The organism is Lysobacter auxotrophicus (assembly GCF_027924565.1).
GTDB lineage: Bacteria > Pseudomonadota > Gammaproteobacteria > Xanthomonadales > Xanthomonadaceae > Lysobacter_J > Lysobacter_J auxotrophicus.
In genome coordinates this window covers 1786561-1808479 of record NZ_AP027041.1, presented here as the reverse complement: position 1 = coordinate 1808479, position 21919 = coordinate 1786561, and the positions used below count along the sequence as shown (strand labels likewise).

Below are 21919 nucleotides of genomic sequence, written 5' to 3'. Positions count from 1 at the left end.
CGTTGACCTTCCCACGATGGGAAGGCCCAGGCTGCGTCCATCGAATCCGCCGATGGAGCCCGCATGAACACCCTCGCCGCCACCGACCTGCGCCTGCCGATCGCGGGCATGACCTGCGCCTCGTGCGCCGGACGCATCGAACGCGCGCTCGCCGCCGTTCCGGGCGTCCTGCGCGCGGACGTGAACCTTTCCACCGCGACCGCCAACGTGGCGACCGATGGCAGCGTCGCCGCGCCCGCGCTGGCGGACGCCGTGTCGCGCAGCGGCTATCGCGTCCCGGAACGCACGCTCGACCTGGCTATCGGCGGCATGACCTGCGCATCGTGCGCGGGACGCATCGAGAAAGCCCTGCGCGCCGTGCCGGGCGTGATCGACGCCAACGTGAACCTCGCGACCGAACGGGCGCAGGTGCGCGTGCTGCCGGACGTATCGGCCGACGATCTCATTGCCGCCGTCGTGGCGGCTGGCTATCGCGCCAGTGCACCGGACCGGGACGGGGCCGACACCGCGCAATCTCCCGACGCCGAAACCGACCAGGCCGACGCGCGCGAACGCCGGCATCTCTGGCTCGCGATCGCGCTGGCGCTGCCGCTGGTGCTGCCGATGCTCGCGATGCCGTTCGGCGTGCACGCGATGCTGCCCGGCTGGATCCAGTTCGCACTCGCCACGCCGGTGCAGTTCTGGCTGGGCGCGCGCTTCTATCGTGCCGGCTGGGCGGCGCTGAAGGCGCGCAGCGGCAACATGGACCTGCTGGTCGCGCTCGGCACCAGCGCCGGTTACGGCCTCAGCGTGTGGCACCTGCTCGCGGGCGGCGATCACGCGCCGCTGTACTTCGAGGCCTCCGCCGTCGTCATTGCGCTGGTGCTGCTCGGCAAGTGGCTGGAAACGCGCGCCCGGCGCCAGACCACCGCCGCGATCCGCGCCCTGCAGGCGCTGCGTCCCGCCACCGCGCGCGTGCTGCGTGACGGCGTCGAGGCGGACGTGCCGCTCGCCCAGGTGCGCGTGGGCGATGCCGTCGTGGTTCGCCCGGGCGAACGCATTCCGGTCGACGGCCGCATCCTCGACGGCCGCACGCATGCCGACGAATCGATGCTGACTGGCGAATCGCTGCCGATCGCGCGTTCGGAGGGCGACCGCGTCACCGGCGGCGCGGTCAACGGCGAAGGCCGCATCGTGGTCGAGACCCTCGCGATCGGCGCCGAGAGCGCGCTCGCGCGGATCATCCGGCTGGTCGAGGATGCGCAGGCGAAGAAGGCGCCGATCCAGCGCATCGTCGATCGCGTCAGCGCGGTGTTCGTGCCGGTGGTGATCGGCATCGCGCTCGTCACGCTGCTGGGCTGGGGCGCGACGACCGGCGACTGGAGCGGCGCGCTGCTCAACGCGGTCGCGGTGCTGGTCATCGCCTGCCCGTGCGCGCTCGGCCTGGCGACGCCCACCGCGATCATGGCCGGCACCGGCGTCGCGGCGCGCGCCGGCATCCTGATCAAGGACGCGCAGGCGCTGGAAACGGCCAAGCGCATCGCCGTCGTCGCCTTCGACAAGACCGGCACGCTGACGGAAGGCAAGCCGGCACTGGCCGAAGCCATCGCGCTCGATGGCGACACGTTGTCGTTGCTGGCGCAGGCGGCGGCGGTGCAACGCGGCAGCGAGCACCCGCTCGCGGCGGCCGTGGTGCATGCGGCGAAGGACGCGCCATTGCTTACGGCAGCCGACATCCGCGCGGTGCCGGGACGCGGCGTGCGCGGCCGCATCGGTTCGCATGACGTGCTCATCGGCAGCGAGCGGATGATGCGCGAGGTGTCGGTGGATGTCGCGCTGCTTTCCGCACGCGCGGAAGCGTTGACCGCCAGCGGCCACACCGTGTCGTGGGCGGCGACAGCCGCAGGGGGCCCGCGTCCGCGCCTGCTTGGCCTGCTCGCCTTCCGCGATACGCCGCGCGCCGGCGCACGCGAGGCCATCGCGCGGTTGCACGCACTGGGCGTGCGCACGGTGATGGTGTCGGGCGACCAGGAAGGCGCCGCGCGGGCGATCGCCGCGGACCTGGGCATCGACGACGTGCGCGCCAACGTGCTGCCGGACGAGAAGGCGGCCGCGATCGACCAGCTGCGCCGGTTTGGCGTGGTCGCGATGGTGGGCGACGGCATCAACGACGCACCCGCGCTCGCCGCGGCGGATGTCGGCATCGCGATGGGCAGCGGCACCGACGTGGCGATGCATGCCGCGGGCGTCACGCTGATGCGACCGGAACCGGCGCTCGTCGCCGACGCCATCCAAATCTCGCGTCGCACCACGCGAAAGATCCATCAGAACCTGTTCTGGGCGTTCGTCTACAACGTCGTCGGCATCCCGCTGGCGGCGTTCGGACTGCTCGATCCGGTGATCGCCGGCGCCGCGATGGCGTTCTCGTCGGTCAGCGTCGTCACCAACGCGCTGCTTCTGCGCGGCTGGCGACCGCATCGCCTTCAAACCCTCTCGACATGAACCACGCACGTTTGAATCGCAAGGAGCCGACCATGCCCCGCATGCCACGACCCGAACTCGCCGACGCTCGCCAGCAGGGCCTGCACAACATCGGCGAAGCCGCGCGGCAGAGCGGCGTCAGCGCGAAGATGATCCGGCACTACGAGAGCATCGGCCTGATCCCGCCGCCGAACCGCACCTTCGCCGGCTATCGCCTTTACAACGACGCCGACCTGCATCGTCTGGGATTCATCCGTCGCGCACGCGGGCTGGGTTTTTCGATCCGGCAGATCGAGGCGTTGCTCGGCCTCTGGGACGACCGATCGCGCGCAAGCGCCGAAGTGAAGCGCCTGGCGCAATCCCACGTGGACGAGCTGGCCGAAAAGATCGCCGAGATGCAGGCGATGCAGCGGACGCTGCAGGACCTGGCACGTCGCTGCCACGGGGACGATCGGCCGGACTGTCCGATCCTGGAGGATCTGGCCGCAGCACCGGATGCGGATGCGGATTCGTCATCCCAACGCGGTGCGGGCGATGCGCCGCTGTCGTTCGAGGCGGGAAGCGAACGACGTCGTGCGGGACGCGGGCGCTGAGGTGGGTGGGCGCCGTAAATCGAATCACCATTACCCAACCACCAACCGCCAATCACGAATCACGGATCACGAATCACGAATCACGAATCACGAATCACGAATCACGAATCACGAATCAAAAAACCAAAGCGCAAAACGCCGAAGGGCCCCGTTTCCGGAGCCCTTCGGCGTTTCACTATTTGGCGTCCCCACGGGGATTCGAACCCCGGTCGCTACCGTGAAAGGGTAATGTCCTAGGCCTCTAGACGATGGGGACAAAACTCTTTGTTTCAGCATCATCCCCGAAGAGATGGTGGAGCCAGCCGGGATCGAACCGGCGACCTCCTGCATGCCATGCAGGCGCTCTCCCAGCTGAGCTATGGCCCCACGTGCTGCTGGAAAGACGAAAATTCTAGCGGGCGTTCAGCGATGTCGTCAAGCGTTCGCTGCCAGATTTTTTTCGTCGCGTCCGCCGGTGCTGGTACCGGCGTCGACGGGGCGCAATGTTGCCACACCATGTCCCCGCTCCGCTAGATACTCGAGCCACTTTCCGAGAAACGTGTTCATCCGTGTCCTGTGGTCGAGCACTTCCGCCGCCGGCGGATACATGCCGATGACGTCCTGCCAGCGGCGGCCGACGTAGCAGTTGGTGACTTCCAGCTGGCGCGCGTCGTGATACAGCCGCAGATAGGCCGACGGATCCTGCTCTCCGGTGACCGGATCGCGCATGGCGTAGGTCAGGCGCAGCTCCGTGGTGTACGGATGGCGCTCGATTACGTCCAGCTGCAGGTCCAGGCCGTCGCCGACGCTGGAGTGGTAGGTGCCGACCTCCAGGACCGCCGACGGGAACAGTCGCGCGAAACGGGCGTGGTTTTCGGCGTACAGCCCCATGAGCCAGCCGAAGCGGCTGAGGCGGGGAATGCGTGCTTTGCGGGTAGCGAGTGACATGGGCATGGACACCGATATGGAGTCGATGCTACACGGCACAACCTCGGCGCGGCAGCGTTGACGCACGCCCCCGGCAGGCATACGGTAAGGATTCCTCGCGACGGCCTTTTTCCGGGGTTTTCCCGCTCCGCCGCCGTTCAGAACATCTCGCGATGGATCCCCAGCGTGGTCAGGACCTTGCTCGAGATTTCCTCGATCGAGGTGTTGGTCGTGCTCAGCGTCGAGATGCGCTCGGCGCGGAACATCGCCTCGGCGGCCGCCACCTCCCGCTTGCAGGTCTCGAACTGCGCATAGCGGGAGTTCGGGCGCCGCTCCTGGCGGATCTGCTGCAGGCGCACCGGGTCGATCGTCAGACCGAAGAGCTTGTTGCGGTACGGGCGCAACCGGGGCGGCAGGCGGTCGTGCTCCAGGTCTTCCTCGGTCAGCGGATAATTGGCCGCGCGCACGCCGTAATGCAGCGCCAGGTACACGCACGTCGGCGTCTTGCCGGCACGCGACACCGCCACCAGAACCAGGTCGGCATCGTCGTAGTTGATGGCCTGCCCGTCGTCGTGCGTCAGCGCGAAGTTCATCGCGTTGATGCGGCGGTGGTAGGTGTCGAAATCCACCATGCCGTGCGCCTGGCCGATGCGGCGCTCGCGCGTCTGTTCCAGTTCGCGCTCCAGCGGCTCGATGAAGGGCGCGAAGACGTCGAGCATCAGCGCGCCGCTTTCGGCCAGCGCCGCACTCACTTCGGTGTCCATGCACGAGTTGATCACCACCGGGCGCACGCCGTAGGACTCGGCGGCCGCGCGGATCTTCTCGCCCACTTCACGCGCGCGCTCGGCGCTGTCGACGAAGGGAATGCGGTCGGTGACGAAGCGCGTCTGGGTGAACTGGGTGAGCAGACTGTGGCCGATGGTCTCGGCAGTGATACCGGTACCATCGGATACGTAGAAGACGGGACGCACGCCGGCCATCGGTTTTCTCCTGAACTGGGCGTTCACAATACAAAAAACGCCGATGTATCAAGCTTGTCTGCCTCCGGCGCCCGGGCGATCATATCCGGATCGCTGCGCGCCAAGCGCCGAGGGCGCGCCGGCCGTTCCGCCACTCCTCTTCGAATCGCCTGCTTTTCCTGTCTGGAGATCGCCCGCTTGAACGAGAACATCCTCTGGCTGCACGCGTTGCGCCTTACCGACCTGGCCCGCGTCGGCGGCAAGAATTCCTCGCTCGGCGAGATGATCGGCAACCTCGCGAACCTCGGCGTCTCCGTGCCCGGCGGCTACGCGACCACCGCGGAAGCCTTCAAGGACTTCATCGCGCACAACGACCTGCACCAGCGCATCTACGACAAGCTCGCCACGCTCGACGTCGAGGACGTCAACGCGCTGACCGCTGCCGGCGGCGAGATCCGCAGCTGGGTGATCGATGCCCCGCTACAGCCGCAGCTGGATGCGGACATCCGCGCGGCCTACAAGCAGCTTTGCGACGAGAACGGCGGCGGCGACGTCGCCGTTGCCGTTCGTTCGTCCGCCACCGCCGAAGACCTGCCCGATGCCTCGTTCGCCGGCCAGCAGGAAACCTTCCTTAACGTCACCGGTGCCGACGACGTCGTGCACAAGGTCAAGGAAGTCTTCGCCTCCCTCTACAACGACCGCGCGATCGCCTACCGCGTGCACCACGGCTTCAAGCACGAGGACGTGTTCCTCTCCGCCGGCGTGCAGCTGATGGTGCGCTCGAACGTCGGATCCTCCGGCGTGCTGTTCACGCTCGACACCGAGTCGGGTTTCCGCGACGTCGTGTTCATCACCTCCAGCTACGGCCTGGGCGAGATGGTCGTGCAGGGCGCGGTGAATCCCGACGAGTTCTACGTCTACAAGCCGACGCTGCTGCAGGGCAAGCAGGCGATCCTGCGCCGCGGCATGGGCGCGAAGCAGCAGCGCATGGTGTATTCGGACAAGCCCGGCGAGCGCGTGCGCATCGAGGAAACGCCGGCCGATCTGCGCGCGACGTTCTCCATCAGCGACGAGGACGTGCATGAACTCGCGCGCCAGGCGCTGACGATCGAAAAGCACTACGGCCGCCCGATGGACATCGAGTGGGCGAAGGACGGCGTGAGCGGCAAGCTGTTCATCGTGCAGGCGCGCCCGGAAACGGTGAAGTCGCGCGGCCATGCCACGCAGATCGAGCGTTACCAGCTCACCAGGCGCGGCGACATCGTGTGCGAAGGCCGCGCCATCGGCCAGAAGATCGGCACCGGCGTGGCGCGCGTCGTGCGCTCGCTGGCCGACATGAACCGCGTGCAGCCCGGCGACGTGCTCGTCGCCGACATGACCGACCCCGATTGGGAGCCGGTGATGAAGCGCTCGGCGGCCATCGTCACCAACCGCGGCGGCCGCACCTGCCACGCGGCGATCATCGCGCGCGAACTCGGCGTGCCGGCCGTCGTCGGCACCGGCAATGCGCTCGACACGATCCAGGACGGCCAGGAAGTCACCGTCAGCTGCGCCGAGGGCGACACCGGCTTCATCTACAAGGGCACCCTGCCCTTCGAGCGCAACGTGGCCGACCTCGACAAGATGCCGGAAGCGCCGCTCAAGGTGATGATGAACGTCGCCAACCCGGAGCGCGCGTTCGACTTCGCCATGCTGCCGCACGCGGGCGTCGGCCTGGCGCGCCTGGAAATGATCATCGCCAGCCACATCGGCGTGCATCCCAAGGCGCTGCTGGAGTACGACCAGCAGGACGCCGCGACGAAGAAGAAGATCGACGAGAAGATGGCCGGTTACGCCAGCCCGGTCGACTTCTACGTGGATCGCCTCGCCGAAGGCATCGCGACGATCACCGCGTCGTTCGCGCCGTACCCGGTGATCGTGCGCCTGTCGGACTTCAAGTCCAACGAATACGCCAACCTCATCGGGGGTTCGCGCTACGAGCCGCATGAAGAGAACCCGATGATCGGCTTCCGCGGCGCGAGCCGGTACGTCGATCCGAGCTTCACCGAGGCCTTCGCGCTGGAATGCCGCGCGGTGCTGAAGGTGCGCGAGCAGATGGGCCTGACCAACTGCTGGGTGATGATCCCGTTCGTGCGCACGCTGGACGAAGGCCGCAAGGTCGTCGAGGTGCTCCGCTCCAACGGCCTGGAACAGGGCAAGGACGGGCTGAAGATCATCATGATGTGCGAGGTGCCGTCCAACGCGCTGCTCGCCGAGGAATTCCTCGAGATCTTCGACGGCTTCTCCATCGGTTCCAACGACCTGACGCAGCTCACGCTGGGCCTGGACCGCGATTCGGGCATCGTCGCGCAGCTGTTCGACGAACGCGATCCGGCGGTCAAGAAGCTGCTGTCGCTGGCGATCCAGGCCGCGCGCGCGAAGGGCAAGTACGTCGGCATCTGCGGGCAGGGACCGAGCGATCACCCGGATCTGGCCGAATGGCTGATGGACCAGGGCATCGAATCGGTGTCGCTCAACCCCGACACGGTCGTCGACACCTGGCTGCGTCTGGCGAAGGCCAAGGCGAAGAAGGCTGCGGCCTGACACCCGCCTTGCACTGAACTACCGTGACGCATCGACGCCCCGCTTATGCGGGGCGTCGTATTTTGTGAACGCACCATCAAATCCGTCGTACCGAAGGAGGCCGTCTTGACCGCCGATCCCACGCCGCAAGCCACGTTGCAGGATTCCCTGCCGAACATCACCCGCGAACTCGCGCCACCGGCGCATTTCAGCGCGATGACGGCCGACCAGTTCTGGGCCTGGGCGATGGACGTGGGCATCAAGATCGGCGGCGCCCTGCTCGTCTTCTACATCGGCCACCACGTCGCCAAGTGGATCGTGCGCGCCGCCGGACGCGGCCTCACGCGCGCGCATGTCGAAGCGACCTCGCTCCAGTTCATCAGCCGCGTGATCTACATCGCGCTGCTGATCGTGCTGCTGCTGGCGATCCTGCAGGGCTTCTTCGGCATCGCACCGACCTCGTTCATCGCGATCCTCGGCGCGGCGGGCCTCGCGATTGGCCTGGCACTGAAGGATTCGCTGTCGAACGTCGCCTCGGGCGTGATGCTGGTGACGCTCAAGCCGTTCCGCGTCGGCGACGTGGTGCAGATCGGCGGGAGCAGCGGCACGGTGGAGAACGTGAGCATTTTCCAGACGAAACTGCGCGGCGCCGACAACCAGACCATCGTGCTGCCGAACAACCTGATCACCACCGCGCCGATCGTGAACCTCACGCCCGACACGCGCCGGCGCATCGAGCTGATCATCGGCATCGGCTACCAGGACGACATCGACCTCGCCCGTGCGGCGATCATGGGCATCATGAAAGCCGACAAGCGCATCTTCGACGCGCCGGCACCGGACGTCGTGGTGTACGAGCTGGCCGACGTTGCGGTGCGCCTGGGCGTGCGTTGCCACGTCAGCAACGCCGATCACTTCGCGACGAAGTGCGACCTCAACGAGCGCATCAAGAAGGCGTTCGACCGCGCCGACATCAGCATCCAGCAGGCGCAGCGCGACATCCGCGCACAGCGGCGCGTACTCGAGGCGGTGCAGTCGTCGACGACCAGTGCGGCCGGCGTCACCGAGACGGCGCCGTCGTCCTCGCCCGAGGAACAATCTGCGACGTCGTCGCCGTCGCCGGACCAGCAGACGCCGCCCGAGCTGCGCTGACGGTCAGTCCTGCGCGTCGCCGCCGAGGCGGCCCATGAAACCGCGGTAGTGGCGCAGTTCGGCGATGGAGTCGCGCACGTCGCTCAGCGCGGTATGGCGCGCGTCCTTGTTGACGCCAGCCAGCACGTCGGGCGCCCAGCGGCGCGCGAGTTCCTTGATCGTGCTGACGTCGAGGTTGCGGTAGTGGAAGTGCTTCTCCAGCCGCGGCATCAGGCGGTGGAGGAAACGGCGGTCCTGGCAGATCGAGTTGCCGCACATCGGCGACTTGCCCGCCGGCACCCAGCGCTGCAGGAACTCGAGCGTCTGCTGCTCGGCCTGCGCGATCTCCACGCGGCTGTCGAGCACGCGCTGCCACAGGCCCGAACGGCCATGCTGGTTGCGGTTCCATTCGTCCATCGCTTCCAGCCGCGACAGCGGATGCGAGATCGCCAGCTCCGGCCCTTCGGCGAGCACGTTGAGCTGCTTGTCGGTCACCACCGTGGCGATCTCCAGGATCGAGTCGCGGTCGGTGTCGAGCCCGGTCATTTCCAGGTCGATCCAGATCAGGTGTTCGTCGTTCACAGAAGGGACGGCCGCCATGCGCTCGCACTGGAATGAGGACCGGCGCATCATACAGCCAGCCCGCCCGGCGGCTTCGCGCCGCACTCACGGAAAACGCCACGAATGCCCTCGCCCGTCGCGATCGATCCAACGCATTACGCCGTCGTCTCGGCCATGATCACCCCGGCGTTCTTCCTGACCGCCGCAAGCTCCATGCAGATCTCATCGAACAACCGCCTGGCGCGCGTGGTGGACCGCATGCGCGCGGACATCGAGACGCTCCGGGGCCTGCCGCAGGGCCCGGCCCGCGTGGAGCAGGAAGCACGGATCGCGATCCATCGCCGCCGCTCGTACCTCGTCCTCGCCGCGGTGCGGATGCTCTACGCGGCGATCAGCGCGTTCGTCGGCACGAGCCTGGGCATCGCGGTGGATGCGTTCTTCGGTTACCGGCTGGACCTGGTGCCGACGGGGTTGGCGGTGGTCGGCGTACTGCTGATGTTCGCCGCGTCGCTGTGCCTGGGGCATGAGGCGAAGCTCGGGCTGCGGATGCTGGATCGCGAGCTGGATGAGCAGTTGGCGAAGGATCGGTTGGAAGTGAAGGAGTGACGTTCGGTCCTCTCCTGGACGGCGAGAATCAAAATGGGTTCCAGCTTTCGCTGGAATGACGGAGCACGAGCGGCAGCGCATGACCGCTCTTGGGCGTGACACACCCCGGGTGCGCTTCGCTTACCCGGGCTACAACAGCGCCTAGCCTTGCGGCGCAGCGGGCGTCGCCTTCCCCCGCTTTCGCCGGAAATACGCCGTCAACCGCGCACCGGATTCCTCGCCCAGCACGCCGCCGGTGACCTGCACGCGGTGGTTGTGACGCGGATCGGCGAGCAGATCGAACACGCTTCCCGCCGCGCCCGTCTTCGGGTCGCGCGCGCCGTATACGACGCGGGCCACGCGCGCGTGCACCATCGCCATCGCGCACATCGCGCACGGCTCCAGCGTCACGTACAGGGTCGAACCCAGTAGCCGATGGTTGCCCACGCGCTGCCCGGCTTCGCGCATCGCGACGATCTCGGCGTGCGCGGTGGGATCGCGCAGGGTGATGTTGCGATTCCAGCCCTCGCCCAGCACTTCGCCGTCGGCAGAAACCATTACCGCACCGACCGGAATCTCGTCGTCCTCGCGCTCGGCGCGTTCGGCCAGCGCCATCGCGTGGCGCATCCAATGCAGGTCGGCATCTTCGGCCTGCGGCGCGTTCGTCGTTTCCTGAACCATCGCGACAGGATGCCCGAGCCCGCGCGGCCCCGCCACGCTCCGAGCGCGATTCACCGCCCGTTGCGCCCCATCCGATCAGCCGCCGCGTGCCCGGAACCGCTAAAATTGACGTTCCCCGCGCTCAAGCGGCAGCCAGCCACCGACGGCCCCGCGCCACGGCCGCCCGCCAAACCCAGGACCGCGCTTCGTCCATGAATGCCACGCCCATGAACTCCCAACACCGCAAACCGCTGCCCGGCACGTCGCTGGACTATTTCGACGCACGCGAAGCGGTCGAGGCCATCGCCCCCGGCGCGTGGGCCGGCCTGCCCTACACCTCGCGCGTGCTGGCGGAAAACCTGGTGCGCCGCTGCGACCCGACGACGCTGGTCGCGTCGCTGAAGCAGCTGATCGAACGCCGCCGCGACCTGGATTTCCCGTGGTTCCCCGCGCGCGTGGTGTGCCACGACATCCTCGGCCAGACGGCCCTGGTGGACCTCGCCGGCCTGCGCGATGCCATCGCCGACCAGGGCGGCGACCCTGCGAAGGTGAACCCGGTCGTGCCGGTGCAGCTGATCGTCGACCACTCGCTCGCGGTGGAGTGCGGCGGCTTCGACCCCGATGCGTTCGCGAAGAACCGCGCCATCGAGGATCGCCGCAACGAGGACCGTTTCCACTTCATCGAGTGGACCAAGCACGCGTTCAAGAACGTCGACGTGATCCCGCCGGGCAACGGGATCATGCATCAGATCAACCTCGAAAAGATGTCGCCGGTGATCCAGTCCCAGCGCGACGAGAACGGCAAGCTCGTCGCGTTCCCCGACACCTGCGTCGGCACCGACAGCCACACGCCGCACGTCGATGCGCTGGGCGTCATCGCGATCGGCGTCGGCGGGCTTGAAGCCGAGAACGTCATGCTCGGCCGCGCGTCGTGGATGCGCCTGCCGGACATCATCGGCGTCGAACTCACCGGCAAGCGGCAGCCGGGCATCACCGCGACCGACATCGTGCTCGCGCTCACCGAATTCCTGCGCAGGGAAAAGGTCGTCGGCGCGTACCTGGAATTCCGCGGCGAAGGCGCGGCCAGCCTGACGCTTGGCGACCGCGCGACGATCTCGAACATGGCGCCCGAATACGGCGCGACGGCGGCGATGTTCTTCATCGACGACCAGACGCTCGACTACCTGCGCCTCACCGGCCGTGAAGACGCGCAGGTGAAGCTCGTCGAAACCTACGCGAAGACCGCCGGCCTGTGGGCCGACGACCTGAAGGCCGCGCAGTACGAGCGCACGCTGACGTTCGATCTGTCCAGCGTGGTGCGCAACATGGCCGGCCCGTCGAATCCACACAAGCGCCTGCCGACGTCCGACCTCACGCAGCGCGGCATCGCCGGCAACCTCGACGCGGCACGCGCGCAGGAGGCCGAAGGGCTGATGCCCGATGGCGCGGTGATCATCGCCGCCATCACCAGCTGTACGAATACCAGCAACCCGCGCAACGTGATCGCGGCCGGCCTGCTCGCGCGCAACGCGAACGCGCGCGGCCTCACGCGCAAGCCGTGGGTGAAGACCTCGCTCGCGCCGGGTTCGAAGGCCGTGCAGCTGTACCTGGAAGACGCGAAGCTGCTGCCGGAGCTCGAACAACTCGGCTTCGGCATCGTCGCGTTCGCGTGCACGACGTGCAACGGCATGTCGGGCGCGCTGGATCCGGCGATCCAGCAGGAAATCATCGACCGCGACCTGTACGCCACGGCCGTGCTGTCGGGCAACCGCAACTTCGACGGGCGCATCCATCCGTACGCGAAGCAGGCGTTCCTCGCCTCGCCGCCGCTGGTGGTCGCCTACGCCATCGCCGGCACCGTGCGTTTCGACATCGAACGCGACGCGCTGGGCGCGGACGCCGACGGCAAGCCGGTCACGCTCAAGGACATCTGGCCCAGCGACGAGGAAATCGACGCCATCGTCGCGCAGAGCGTGAAGCCGGAGCAGTTCCGCCGCGTGTACGAGCCGATGTTCAACATCCGCGTCGAACACGGCGAACGCGTGAGCCCGCTGTACGACTGGCGCCCGCAGAGCACCTACATCCGCCGCCCGCCGTACTGGGAAGGCGCGCTGGCCGGCGAGCGCACGCTGCGCGGCCTGCGTGCGCTGGCGGTGCTCGGCGACAACATCACGACCGACCACCTGTCGCCGTCGAACGCGATCCTGATGAACAGCGCGGCCGGTGAATACCTGCACAAGATGGGCCTGCCGGAAGAGGACTTCAATTCGTACGCGACGCATCGCGGCGACCACCTCACCGCGCAGCGCGCGACGTTCGCCAATCCCACGCTGATGAACGAGATGGCCGTGATGGATGGCGAAGTGAAGAAGGGGTCGCTGGCGCGCATCGAGCCGGACGGCCAGGTCGTGCGCATGTGGGAAGCGATCGAGACCTACATGGAACGCCGCCAGCCGCTGATCATCATCGCCGGCGCCGACTACGGCCAGGGCTCCTCGCGCGACTGGGCGGCCAAGGGCGTGCGCCTGGCGGGCGTGGAAGCGATCGTCGCCGAAGGTTTCGAGCGCATCCACCGCACGAACCTGATCGGCATGGGCGTGCTGCCGCTGGAGTTCAAGCCGGGCTTCAATCGCACGGTGCTGCGCATCGACGGCACCGAGACCTTCGACGTGATCGGCGAGCGCAAGCCGCGCGCGGACCTCACGCTGGTGATCCATCGCCGCGATGGCGAGCGCGTGGAGGTGCCCGTCACCTGCCGCCTCGACAGCGACGAGGAAGTATCGATCTACGAAGCCGGCGGCGTGCTGCAGCGTTTCGCGCAGGACTTCCTGGAATCGTCGGCGCGCGCGGCCTGACCGCCGCGTGCCCGCTCATCGCACGCCCTTTCCCACCCCGCAAGGAGTAGCGACATGCCCGGCACCGTCACCCTGCACCGCGTCATCCGCGCGCCCGCCGAACGCATCTACCGTGCCTTCATCACGCCGGCCGCGATGGTGAAGTGGCTTCCGCCGCACGGTTTCACCGGCGAGGTCCATTCGATGGATGCACGCGTCGGCGGCAGCTACCGCATGTCGTTCACCAACTTCGGCACCGGCGGCAGCCATTCCTTCGGCGGCACGTACCGCGAGATGGTCCCCGGCGAAAAGCTGCGCTACGACGACCAGTTCGACAATCCCGAGCTCCCCGGCACGATGGAAGTCGAGATCACGCTGAAGCCCGGCATGGTCGGTACCGACGTGAGCATCGTGCAGAAAGGCATTCCCGATTCGATCCCGGTCGAGTTCTGCTACCTGGGGTGGCAGGAATCGCTGGAGATGCTGGCGAAGCTGGTGGAGCCGGAGATTCCGGACGGGGCGTGATGACCGGCGTCGCACCGCGAAGACGGGGATCCAACTTTGCGGCGTGTCCAGCTTTCCGGAGAGTGTGATTTGTCGGCAAGTTGGATTCCCGCCTTCGCGGAAATGACATCAAACACAAGAACGAGTACCCAATGACCCACGCACCGCAGATCCGCATCCCCGCCACCTTCATGCGCGGCGGCACGAGCAAGGGCGTGTTCTTCCGCCTGGATGACCTGCCCGAAGCCGCGCGCGTGCCCGGCAAGGCGCGCGATGCGCTGCTGCAACGCGTGATCGGTTCGCCCGACCCGTACGGCAAGCACACCGACGGCATGGGCGGCGCGACGTCCAGCACGAGCAAGTGCGTGATCATCTCGAAGTCGTCCGTGCCCGGGCACGACGTCGATTACCTCTACGGCCAGGTCGCCATCGAGGAATCCTTTGTCGACTGGAGCGGCAACTGCGGCAACCTGAGCACGGCGGTCGGTCCCTTCGCGATCGCCGCCGGGCTGATCGACGCCGAGCGCATTCCGCAGGACGGCCTGTGCACGGTACGCATCTGGCAGGCGAACATCGGCAAGACGATCATCGCGCACGTGCCGGTGACCCACGGCCAGGTGCAGGAAACCGGCGATTTCGAACTGGACGGCGTGACCTTCCCCGCTGCGGAAATCCAGCTGGAATTCCTCGATCCGTCCGACGACGGCGATGCCGGCGGCTCCATGTTCCCCACCGGCAATCTCATCGACGAACTGGAGGTGCCGGGCGTCGGCACGTTCAAGGCGACGATGATCACTGCGGGAATTCCCACGATCTTCCTTGACGCCGCAGATCTGGGGTACACCGGCAGCGAGTTGCAGGACGCGATCAACAAGGACGCCACGGCGCTGGCGAACTTCGAGAAGATCCGTGCGCACGGCGCCCTGCGCATGGGGCTGATCAAGCATCTGGACGAGGCGAAGACGCGCCAGCACACGCCGAAGGTCGCGTTCGTCGCGCCGCCGGCGGATTACGTTTCCTCGAGCGGCAAGCAGGTTGCGGCGAACGATATCGATCTGCAGGCGCGCGCGATGTCGATGGGCAAGCTGCACCACGCGATGATGGGCACGGCCGCGGTGGCGATCGGTACCGCTGCCTCGATTCCCGGCACGCTGGTGAACCGCGCCGCAGGCGGCGGCGAACGCGAGTCGGTGCGCTTCGGCCACCCCTCCGGCACGTTGCGCGTGGGCGCGCAGGTGAAGCTCGTCGACGGCCAGTGGACCGTGACGAAGGCCATCATGAGCCGCAGCGCGCGCGTGTTGATGGAAGGCTGGGTGCGGGTGCCGGCGGATTCGTTCTGAGCGGTGCGCTTCGCTTACCCGCGCTGCAAAAACCGATCCGCTGCACCAACAAAAAAGCCCCGCCATGCGGGGCTCTTCATCATCGTGGCCGCTCATTCCCACTCGATCGTGGCCGGCGGCTTCCCGCTGATGTCATACACGACGCGCGAGACGCCGCGCAACTCGTTGATGATGCGATTGGACACGCGGCCGAGGAAATCGTACGGCAGGTGCGCCCAGTGCGCGGTCATGAAGTCGATGGTTTCCACCGCGCGCAGCGCGATGACCCACTCGTACGCGCGCGCATCGCCCACCACGCCCACCGACTTCACCGGCAGGAACACGGCGAAGGCCTGGCTGGTCCGGTCGTAGAGATCGGCCTTGCGCAGCTCTTCGATGAAGATGTGGTCGGCGCGTGCGAGCAGTTCGGCGTGTTCGCGCTTCACTTCGCCCAGGATGCGCACGCCCAGGCCCGGGCCCGGGAACGGATGGCGATAGACCATCGCGCGCGGCAGGCCGAGTTCGACGCCGAGGCGACGCACTTCGTCCTTGAACAACTCGCGCAGCGGCTCGACGAGGCGCAGCTTCATGTCTTCCGGCAGGCCGCCCACGTTGTGGTGGCTCTTGATGACGTGCGCCTTGCCGGTCTTGCTGCCCGCCGACTCGATCACGTCCGGATAGATCGTGCCCTGCGCGAGCCACTTCGCGTTCTTCAGCTTGGCCGACTCCTCGTCGAAGATCTGGACGAACAGGTTGCCGATGATCTTGCGCTTGGCTTCGGGATCCTCGACGCCGGCGAGCGCCTTGAAGTAACGGTCGGCGGCGTTCACGCGCACGACCTTCACGCCCATGTGCTCGGCGAACATCGCCATCACCTGGTCGCCCTCGTTCCAGCGCAGCAGGCCGGTGTCGACGAACACGCAGGTGAGCTGCTCGCCGATCGCCTTGTGCAGCAGGGCGGCGACGACGGAGGAATCCACGCCGCCGGACAGGCCGAGGATCACTTCATCCGAACCGACCTGCTCGCGCACGCGCGCGATCTGGTCCTCGATGATGTTGGCGGCCGTCCACAGCGTCTTGCAGCCGCAGATCTCGGCCACGAAACGGCGCAGCAGCGTCTGGCCCTGCTTGGTGTGCGTGACCTCCGGATGGAACTGCACGCCGTACCAGCGCTTGTCCTCGCGCGCCATCGCGGCGACCGGAATGCGATCGGTCACGGCGGTGACGGTCCAGCCCGGCGGCGCCTTGGCGACGTGGTCGCCGTGGCTCATCCACACGTCGATGCGCGGCTCGCCGTCGTGGTCGGTCAGCCCGCCGAGCAGCGCGTCGCTCGCGACCAGCTCGACTTCGGCGTGGCCGAATTCGCGCGCATCGGCCGCTTCGGTCGCGCCGCCCAGCTGCGCGGCGAGCGTCTGCATGCCGTAGCAGATGCCCAGGATCGGCAGGCCGGCGTCGAAGACTTCCTGCGGCGCGCGCGGGGCGCCCTGCTCGGTCGTCGATTCCGGGCCGCCCGACAGGATGATGCCCTTCGCGCCGAACGCGGCGATTTCCGCCGGATCGTGGTCCCACGCCCAGATCTCGCAGTAGACGCCGATCTCGCGGATGCGGCGGGCGATCAGCTGCGTGTACTGCGCGCCGAAATCGAGGATGAGGATCTTGTCGGTGTGGATGTTGGTCATGGACGGCCGTGATTCGTGATTCGTGAAGTGTGATTCGCAGCAGCGATCCCGTGGTGCGGAGCCGAGTCCCCGACGAATCACGAATCACCCATCGCGAATCACGCGCGCGTGCGTCAGCTCGCGCGATAGTTCGGCGGTTCCTTCGTGATCTGCACGTCGTGCACGTGGCTCTCGCGCGCGCCGGCGTTGGTCACGCGCACGAAGCTGGGCTTGGTGCGCATTTCCTCGATGCTCGCGCAGCCGACGTAGCCCATCGTGGCGCGCAGGCCGCCGGCGAGCTGGTGGACGACGTTGCGAAGCGGGCCGCGGTACGGGACGCGGCCTTCGATGCCTTCGGGCACGAGCTTGTCGGCATCCGACGCGTCCTGGAAATAACGATCCTTGGAGCCCTGCTCCATCGCGCCCAGCGAACCCATGCCGCGGTAGCTCTTGTAGCTGCGGCCCTGGAACAGCTCGACTTCGCCCGGCGCTTCCTCGGTGCCGGCGAACAGGCCGCCGATCATCACCGTCGATGCGCCGGCGACGATCGCCTTGCCGATGTCGCCCGAGTAGCGGATGCCGCCGTCGGCGATGAGCGGGATGCGGTCCTGCAGCGCTTCGGCGACCATCGCCACGGCGGTGACCTGCGGCACGCCGACGCCTGCGACGATGCGGGTGGTGCAGATCGAACCGGGGCCGACACCGACCTTCACCGCGTCGGCGCCGTTGTCCATCAGTGCGAGCGCGGCGTCGCCGGTGACGATGTTGCCGCCGATGACCTGCAGCTGCGGGAAGTTCTTCTTCACCCAGTTCACGCGATCGAGCACGCCCTGCGAATGGCCGTGCGCGGTGTCGACCACGACCACGTCCACGCCGGCCGCGGCGAGCGCTTCCACGCGCGCTTCGGTGTCGCCGCCGACGCCGACGGCCGCGCCGACCAGCAGGCGTTCGCTGGTGTCGTAGGCGGCGTTGGGGTTGTCGGACTTCTTCTGGATGTCCTTCACGGTGATCAGGCCGCGCAGCTCGAAGCCGTCGTTGACCACCAGCACCTTCTCGATGCGGTGCTTGTGCAGCAGGCTCAGGACTTCCTCGTCGGTGGCGCCTTCGCGCACCGTCACCAGGCGGTCCTTCTTGGTCATGATGTGGCGGACCGGATCGTCGAGCTTCTTCTCGAAGCGCATGTCGCGGCTGGTGACGATGCCCATCAGCTGGCCGCCTTCCACCACCGGCACGCCGGAGATGTTGCGCGCACGGGTGAGCTTGAGGACTTCGCCGATCGTCGTGTCGGGCCCGACGGTGAAGGGCTCCTTGATCACGCCGGCCTCGAACTTCTTGACCTGCGCGACCTGCGCCGCCTGGGCTTCCAGGCTCATGTTCTTGTGGACGATGCTGATGCCGCCCAGCTGCGCCATGGCGATGGCCAGGCGGGCTTCGCTGACGGTGTCCATCGCGGCCGACAGGATCGGCAGCCGGATGTTCAGGTCGCGGGTTAGGCGGGTGGTGAGCGAGACGTCCTTGGGCAGGACCGTCGAATGGGCCGGGACGAGCGAGACGTCGTCGTAGGTCAGTGCTTCAGCCTGGATGCGCAGCATGGGCGGGGGCCGGAAGAGGTGAAGCGCGACATTGTAACGTGTCCGGGGTCCTCGACGCTGCCTTCGCGCTGGGATGTGTCGTTCTGCAGGAGTGGCGGGTCGCGCTTGAGCCGATTCGCTTCGCAAATCGACTCCGACACGTGCACCACACCCGCCCCTCGCCGCTCCGCGGCGACCGCCCCTGACTCAGGGGCTGGGGCAAACGCCTCGCTTCGCCCTTGGTCTTCAGCCCCTCTCCCACCGGGAGAGGGGTTGGGGTGAGGGGCAACGGAGTTACACAATCCCGGATCGCGTGGTCGGTACAGCGCTGTGGGGTGCTTTTCAGGCAGCCATTGCCAGCCTACTTCACCGCATGCCACCCACGGCCCGAATCCGCCGCCTCGGCGGCCTCGAGCGTGTTCTGCATCAGCGTGGCGACGGTCATCGGGCCGACGCCGCCCGGGACGGGCGTGATCCAGCTGGCCCGCTGGGCCGCCGCGTCGAACCCCACGTCGCCCACGAGGCGGCCGTCGTCGAGGCGGTTGATGCCCACGTCGATGACCACCGCGCCCGGCTTCACCCATTCACCGGGGATCAGGCCCGGGCGGCCGACGGCCACCACGAGGATGTCGGCGTTGCGGATCGACGCCTCCAGCACCTGCGGCGGGGTGAACTTGTGGCAACTGGTGACGGTGCAGCCGGCGATCAGCAGTTCCAGCGCCATCGGGCGCCCGACGTGGTTGGACACGCCGACGATCGTCGCACTCTGCCCGCGCACCGGGCGGTCGGTGTAGGCCAGCAGCGTGGTGATGCCGCGCGGCGTGCACGGGCGCAGGCCGAACTGGCGCAGCGCGAGGTGGCCGACGTTCTCCGGATGGAACCCGTCCACGTCCTTGCGCGGGTCGATACGGTGGATCAGCTCCGTTGCGTCGCGGCGGTCCGGCAGGGGCAGCTGCACCAGGATGCCGTGCACCTCCGGGTCCGCGTTGAGCCTGTCGATCAGCGCGAGGAGTTCGTCATTGCCCGTATCGGCCGGCAGGTCGTAGTCGATCGCGCGGATGCCCACTTTCTGCGCCGCGCGCCGTTTGTTCTTCACGTAGACGCTGGACGCGGGGTCGTTGCCGACCAGCACCACGGCCAGGCCGGGGCGCGATTTGCCCGACGCGACGCGCGCATCGACGCGGCTCTTGAGCGTGTCGAGCAGGTCCTCGGCGATGCGCTTGCCGTCGAGGATTCGGGCCGGTGCGTGGGTCGTGGAGACGGTCATGCCGTGGGCTGGAGTACATTCGGGCCGGGCATTATCGCTCAAGCCACCTGCCGGCGGCCGGCACGCCGCTCCACCGCCCTACCCCGCACCGCGACGACGACGCCCCCGATGACCGAACCCGATTTCGAAACCACCCAGATCGAGGCCGCCGCCTTCCGGCGGCTGCTCCAGCACCTGCTGCAGGAGCGCCCGGACGTGCAGAACATCGACCTGATGATCAACGCCGGCTTCTGCCGCAACTGCCTGGCCGACTGGTACCGCGAGGCCGCCGAGCAGCGCGGCATCACGATGACCAAGGACGAGGCGCGCGAGGCGATCTACGGCCTGCCCTTCGCGCAATGGAAGGCGCAGCACCAGCGCGAGGCGACGCCCGAGCAGCTGGCGGCGTTCGAGGCGGCGCAACGCCGTCACGCCGGATGAGTTTCGGGCGCCGCCAGTGGCTGGGCTGGGCGGCGCTGCCGGTGCTCGGCTACGCGGGCATGGTCGCGTGGCTGTTCTCCAAGCAGCGCGAGCTGATCTACCTCCCCGAAGGCACGCGCATCGACGTCGCCCAGACCGACTTCACCCTCGCGCGCGGCGACGTCCAGCTGCACGGCTGGGTGCTGCATCCGCATGCGTCGCGCCCGGTGATCTACTTCGGCGGCAACGCGGAAGGCATCCAGAACCGGCGCGAGATGCTCGACCGGCTGCTGCCCGATCGCCCCGTGTACCTGGTGTCGTATCGCGGTTACGGCGCGAGCGGCGGGCAACCGAGCGAGGCGGCGCTGCTCGGCGATGCGCTGGCGTTGTTCGACGAAGTGCGTTCGCGCCACCCGGACCAGCCGATTGCGGTGATCGGCTCCAGCCTGGGCACCGGCGTCGCCAGTTACGTCGCCAGCCAGCGGCCGGTGTCGCAGCTGGTGCTCATCGCGCCGTTCGACAGCCTCACGGCCGTGGCGCAGGTGCATTACCCGGTGCTGCCGGTGCGCTGGATCATGCGCGACCGCTTCGATTCGATCGAGCGCCTGCGCGGCTACGAGGGCGAGGTGATGGTGATCCGCGCCGCGCTCGACACCATCGTGCCGCCGGCGAACACCAACCGCCTGATCGCGGTGCTCGGCAAGCCGCCGAGAGTCGTGGACCTGCCGCAGGCCGGGCACAACACGATCAGCGGCGATCCGGTGTTCGAACAGGCGCTGGCCGACTTCCTGCGCTGAAGCCTACGCGGCGCAGAACGTCACATAGTCGATGTAGCCCGGGAAGTCGCGCCCCGCGGCGCACACCGGGCAGTCCGGATCGGCCGACAGCCGCGTTTCGCGGAACCGCATCCCCATCGCGTCGAAGTGCAGCAGGCGGCCCGCCAGCGGCTCGCCGACGCCGAGGATCAGCTTGATCGCCTCGGTCGCCTGCAACAGGCCGATGACGCCCGGCAGCACGCCGAGCACGCCCGCTTCGGCGCAGTTGGGCGCGGCTTCCGGCGGCGGCGGCTCGGGGAACAGGCAGCGATAGCACGGCGCATGGCCGCGATGGCGCCCCGCATCGAACACGCTCACCTGACCTTCGAAACGATGCACCGCGCCGTACACCAGCGGCTTGCCGAGCTTCACGCAGGCGTCGTTGAGCAGGTAGCGCACCGGGAAGTTGTCGGCGCCGTCGATCACCACGTCCGCGCCGTCGATGAGACGTTCGACATTGGCGGCGGTGATGCGCTCCTGGAAGGTCGCGATGTTCACCGACGGATTCAGCGCCGACAGCGCAATGCGCGCCGACTCGACCTTCGGCACCCCGATGCGGTCTTCGGTGTGCAGGATCTGCCGCTGCAGGTTGCTGCGATCGACGATGTCGTCGTCCGCCAGCACGATCGTGCCGATGCCGGCCGCCGCCAGATAGAACGCTGCCGGCGAGCCGAGGCCGCCGGCGCCAACCATCGCGATGCGTGCGGCCTGCAACCTCCGCTGTCCCGTCTCGCCGACTTCGGGCAGGCGCAGGTGGCGCGAATAACGGTCGTAGAAGTCGAATTCGCGCTCGTCGCGCGTGATCGGCAGGCCTTCGGCGATCCAGCGCGTCGTACCGCCTTCCACCGACGCCACGCGTGCGTAACCCGCCGCATGCAACGCCTGCGCGGCCTTCATCGAGCGCGCGCCGGACTGGCAGATGATCAGCACGTCGGCCGAGCGGTCGGGCAATGTCGCCTGCGGATCGGCCTCCAGTGCGCCGCGAGCGACGCCGAGCGCGCCTTCGGCGATGCCGGTCGCGCGCTCGTGCGATTCGCGCACGTCGACGATCACCGCGCCGTCGCGCTGGCGGCGGAAGGCGTCGGCGGGCGTGATGCGTTCGATCTGGTCGGTGATATCCATGGCGCGATTATCG

18 protein-coding genes and 2 tRNA genes are annotated in these 21919 nt (G+C 67.9%); 10 read left to right on the top strand and 10 right to left on the bottom strand.

From position 1 onward, the window contains the following. The first annotated feature begins 63 nt into the window (after nt 1-63). Together LA521A_RS08045 and cueR are read left to right on the top strand one after the other, a co-directional pair. On the top strand, nt 64-2481 hold the full coding sequence (locus tag LA521A_RS08045; RefSeq protein ID WP_281781772.1) for a heavy metal translocating P-type ATPase: 2418 nt from the start codon (nt 64-66) through the stop codon (nt 2479-2481). A 32-nt stretch (nt 2482-2513) separates the two neighbouring features. Beyond that, on the top strand, nt 2514-3053 hold the full coding sequence (gene cueR / locus LA521A_RS08040) for a Cu(I)-responsive transcriptional regulator (RefSeq protein ID WP_281781771.1): 540 nt from the start codon (nt 2514-2516) through the stop codon (nt 3051-3053). A gap of 180 nt (nt 3054-3233) precedes the next feature. On the opposite strand, the gene LA521A_RS08035 is transcribed toward cueR, so the two are convergent. From LA521A_RS08035 to ppsR, 4 genes are all read right to left on the bottom strand, one after another. Beyond that, a tRNA-Glu gene (locus LA521A_RS08035) sits at nt 3234-3309 on the bottom strand. Between the two features lie 34 nt (nt 3310-3343). Further along, a tRNA-Ala gene (locus LA521A_RS08030) sits at nt 3344-3419 on the bottom strand. 48 nt (nt 3420-3467) lie between these two features. Then, nucleotides 3468-3980: a DUF1249 domain-containing protein gene (locus LA521A_RS08025; protein WP_281781770.1), complete on the bottom strand. Its 513-nt coding sequence runs from the start codon at nt 3978-3980 to the stop codon at nt 3468-3470. A 137-nt stretch (nt 3981-4117) separates the two neighbouring features. Beyond that, a complete protein-coding gene (gene ppsR, locus LA521A_RS08020) occupies nt 4118-4939 on the bottom strand; it encodes a posphoenolpyruvate synthetase regulatory kinase/phosphorylase PpsR (RefSeq protein ID WP_281781769.1) in 822 nt (273 codons plus the stop codon). A 177-nt stretch (nt 4940-5116) separates the two neighbouring features. Here ppsR and ppsA point away from each other — a divergent pair, with 177 nt between their 5' ends. Both ppsA and LA521A_RS08010 read left to right on the top strand, forming a co-directional pair. Continuing rightward, entirely contained in the window at nt 5117-7501 is a 2385-nt protein-coding gene (gene ppsA, locus LA521A_RS08015) for a phosphoenolpyruvate synthase (protein ID WP_281781768.1), read from the top strand. 105 nt (nt 7502-7606) lie between these two features. Continuing rightward, entirely contained in the window at nt 7607-8632 is a 1026-nt protein-coding gene (locus LA521A_RS08010; protein WP_281781767.1) for a mechanosensitive ion channel family protein, read from the top strand. Between the two features lie 3 nt (nt 8633-8635). Here the strand turns inward: LA521A_RS08010 and orn are convergent, their stop codons facing one another. Then, the gene (gene orn / locus LA521A_RS08005) at nt 8636-9211 is read right to left on the bottom strand and encodes an oligoribonuclease (protein ID WP_281781766.1); all 576 of its coding nucleotides are present in this window, start codon (nt 9209-9211) and stop codon (nt 8636-8638) included. A gap of 84 nt (nt 9212-9295) precedes the next feature. Between orn and LA521A_RS08000 the strand changes: the two genes are divergently transcribed. Continuing rightward, on the top strand, nt 9296-9778 hold the full coding sequence (locus LA521A_RS08000; protein ID WP_281781765.1) for a DUF2721 domain-containing protein: 483 nt from the start codon (nt 9296-9298) through the stop codon (nt 9776-9778). A gap of 141 nt (nt 9779-9919) precedes the next feature. Here the strand turns inward: LA521A_RS08000 and tadA are convergent, their stop codons facing one another. Continuing rightward, the gene (gene tadA / locus LA521A_RS07995) at nt 9920-10438 is read right to left on the bottom strand and encodes a tRNA adenosine(34) deaminase TadA (protein ID WP_281781764.1); all 519 of its coding nucleotides are present in this window, start codon (nt 10436-10438) and stop codon (nt 9920-9922) included. 206 nt (nt 10439-10644) lie between these two features. Between tadA and acnD the strand changes: the two genes are divergently transcribed. The 3 genes from acnD (at nt 10645) to prpF (ending at nt 15095) form a co-directional block, all read left to right on the top strand. Then, on the top strand, nt 10645-13272 hold the full coding sequence (gene acnD / locus LA521A_RS07990; protein WP_281781763.1) for a Fe/S-dependent 2-methylisocitrate dehydratase AcnD: 2628 nt from the start codon (nt 10645-10647) through the stop codon (nt 13270-13272). A 54-nt stretch (nt 13273-13326) separates the two neighbouring features. Then, a complete protein-coding gene (locus tag LA521A_RS07985) occupies nt 13327-13776 on the top strand; it encodes an SRPBCC family protein (RefSeq protein WP_281781762.1) in 450 nt (149 codons plus the stop codon). Nucleotides 13777-13907: 131 nt separating this feature from the next. Next, nucleotides 13908-15095, top strand: a complete 1188-nt coding sequence (gene prpF / locus LA521A_RS07980; RefSeq protein ID WP_281781761.1) for a 2-methylaconitate cis-trans isomerase PrpF — start codon at nt 13908-13910, stop codon at nt 15093-15095. A 92-nt stretch (nt 15096-15187) separates the two neighbouring features. On the opposite strand, the gene guaA is transcribed toward prpF, so the two are convergent. The 3 genes from guaA to folD all read right to left on the bottom strand — a co-directional run bounded on the left by guaA (nt 15188) and on the right by folD (nt 19570). Further along, entirely contained in the window at nt 15188-16753 is a 1566-nt protein-coding gene (guaA, locus tag LA521A_RS07975; RefSeq protein ID WP_281781760.1) for a glutamine-hydrolyzing GMP synthase, read from the bottom strand. Nucleotides 16754-16866: 113 nt separating this feature from the next. After that, complete coding sequence (guaB, locus tag LA521A_RS07970) at nt 16867-18324, bottom strand: IMP dehydrogenase (protein WP_281781759.1); 1458 nt, start codon at nt 18322-18324, stop codon at nt 16867-16869. A 340-nt stretch (nt 18325-18664) separates the two neighbouring features. Then, the gene (gene folD / locus LA521A_RS07965) at nt 18665-19570 is read right to left on the bottom strand and encodes a bifunctional methylenetetrahydrofolate dehydrogenase/methenyltetrahydrofolate cyclohydrolase FolD (protein ID WP_281781758.1); all 906 of its coding nucleotides are present in this window, start codon (nt 19568-19570) and stop codon (nt 18665-18667) included. A gap of 108 nt (nt 19571-19678) precedes the next feature. Here folD and LA521A_RS07960 point away from each other — a divergent pair, with 108 nt between their 5' ends. Continuing rightward, nucleotides 19679-19990 carry a DUF1244 domain-containing protein gene (locus tag LA521A_RS07960; RefSeq protein ID WP_281781757.1) on the top strand — a complete coding sequence of 104 codons (312 nt, stop codon included), beginning with the start codon at nt 19679-19681 and terminating at the stop codon, nt 19988-19990. Next, complete coding sequence (locus LA521A_RS07955; RefSeq protein ID WP_281781756.1) at nt 19987-20766, top strand: alpha/beta hydrolase; 780 nt, start codon at nt 19987-19989, stop codon at nt 20764-20766. Before LA521A_RS07960 ends, LA521A_RS07955 begins: the two co-directional genes overlap by 4 nt. A gap of 3 nt (nt 20767-20769) precedes the next feature. On the opposite strand, the gene moeB is transcribed toward LA521A_RS07955, so the two are convergent. After that, on the bottom strand, nt 20770-21906 hold the full coding sequence (gene moeB / locus LA521A_RS07950; RefSeq protein ID WP_281781755.1) for a molybdopterin-synthase adenylyltransferase MoeB: 1137 nt from the start codon (nt 21904-21906) through the stop codon (nt 20770-20772). Nucleotides 21907-21919: the final 13 nt, after the last annotated feature.

Coding starts and splice junctions, on each gene's coding strand:
- LA521A_RS08045 (WP_281781772.1), top strand. CDS start 64: ATGAACACCCTCGCCGCCACCGACCTGCGCCTGCCGATCGCGGGCATG.
- cueR (WP_281781771.1), top strand. CDS start 2,514: ATGCCCCGCATGCCACGACCCGAACTCGCCGACGCTCGCCAGCAGGGC.
- LA521A_RS08025 (WP_281781770.1), bottom strand. CDS start 3,980: ATGTCACTCGCTACCCGCAAAGCACGCATTCCCCGCCTCAGCCGCTTC.
- ppsR (WP_281781769.1), bottom strand. CDS start 4,939: ATGGCCGGCGTGCGTCCCGTCTTCTACGTATCCGATGGTACCGGTATC.
- orn (WP_281781766.1), bottom strand. CDS start 9,211: ATGGCGGCCGTCCCTTCTGTGAACGACGAACACCTGATCTGGATCGAC.
- LA521A_RS08000 (WP_281781765.1), top strand. CDS start 9,296: ATGCCCTCGCCCGTCGCGATCGATCCAACGCATTACGCCGTCGTCTCG.
- tadA (WP_281781764.1), bottom strand. CDS start 10,438: ATGGTTCAGGAAACGACGAACGCGCCGCAGGCCGAAGATGCCGACCTG.
- acnD (WP_281781763.1), top strand. CDS start 10,645: ATGAACTCCCAACACCGCAAACCGCTGCCCGGCACGTCGCTGGACTAT.
- LA521A_RS07985 (WP_281781762.1), top strand. CDS start 13,327: ATGCCCGGCACCGTCACCCTGCACCGCGTCATCCGCGCGCCCGCCGAA.
- prpF (WP_281781761.1), top strand. CDS start 13,908: ATGACCCACGCACCGCAGATCCGCATCCCCGCCACCTTCATGCGCGGC.
- guaA (WP_281781760.1), bottom strand. CDS start 16,753: ATGACCAACATCCACACCGACAAGATCCTCATCCTCGATTTCGGCGCG.
- guaB (WP_281781759.1), bottom strand. CDS start 18,324: ATGCTGCGCATCCAGGCTGAAGCACTGACCTACGACGACGTCTCGCTC.
- folD (WP_281781758.1), bottom strand. CDS start 19,570: ATGACCGTCTCCACGACCCACGCACCGGCCCGAATCCTCGACGGCAAG.
- LA521A_RS07960 (WP_281781757.1), top strand. CDS start 19,679: ATGACCGAACCCGATTTCGAAACCACCCAGATCGAGGCCGCCGCCTTC.
- LA521A_RS07955 (WP_281781756.1), top strand. CDS start 19,987: ATGAGTTTCGGGCGCCGCCAGTGGCTGGGCTGGGCGGCGCTGCCGGTG.
- moeB (WP_281781755.1), bottom strand. CDS start 21,906: ATGGATATCACCGACCAGATCGAACGCATCACGCCCGCCGACGCCTTC.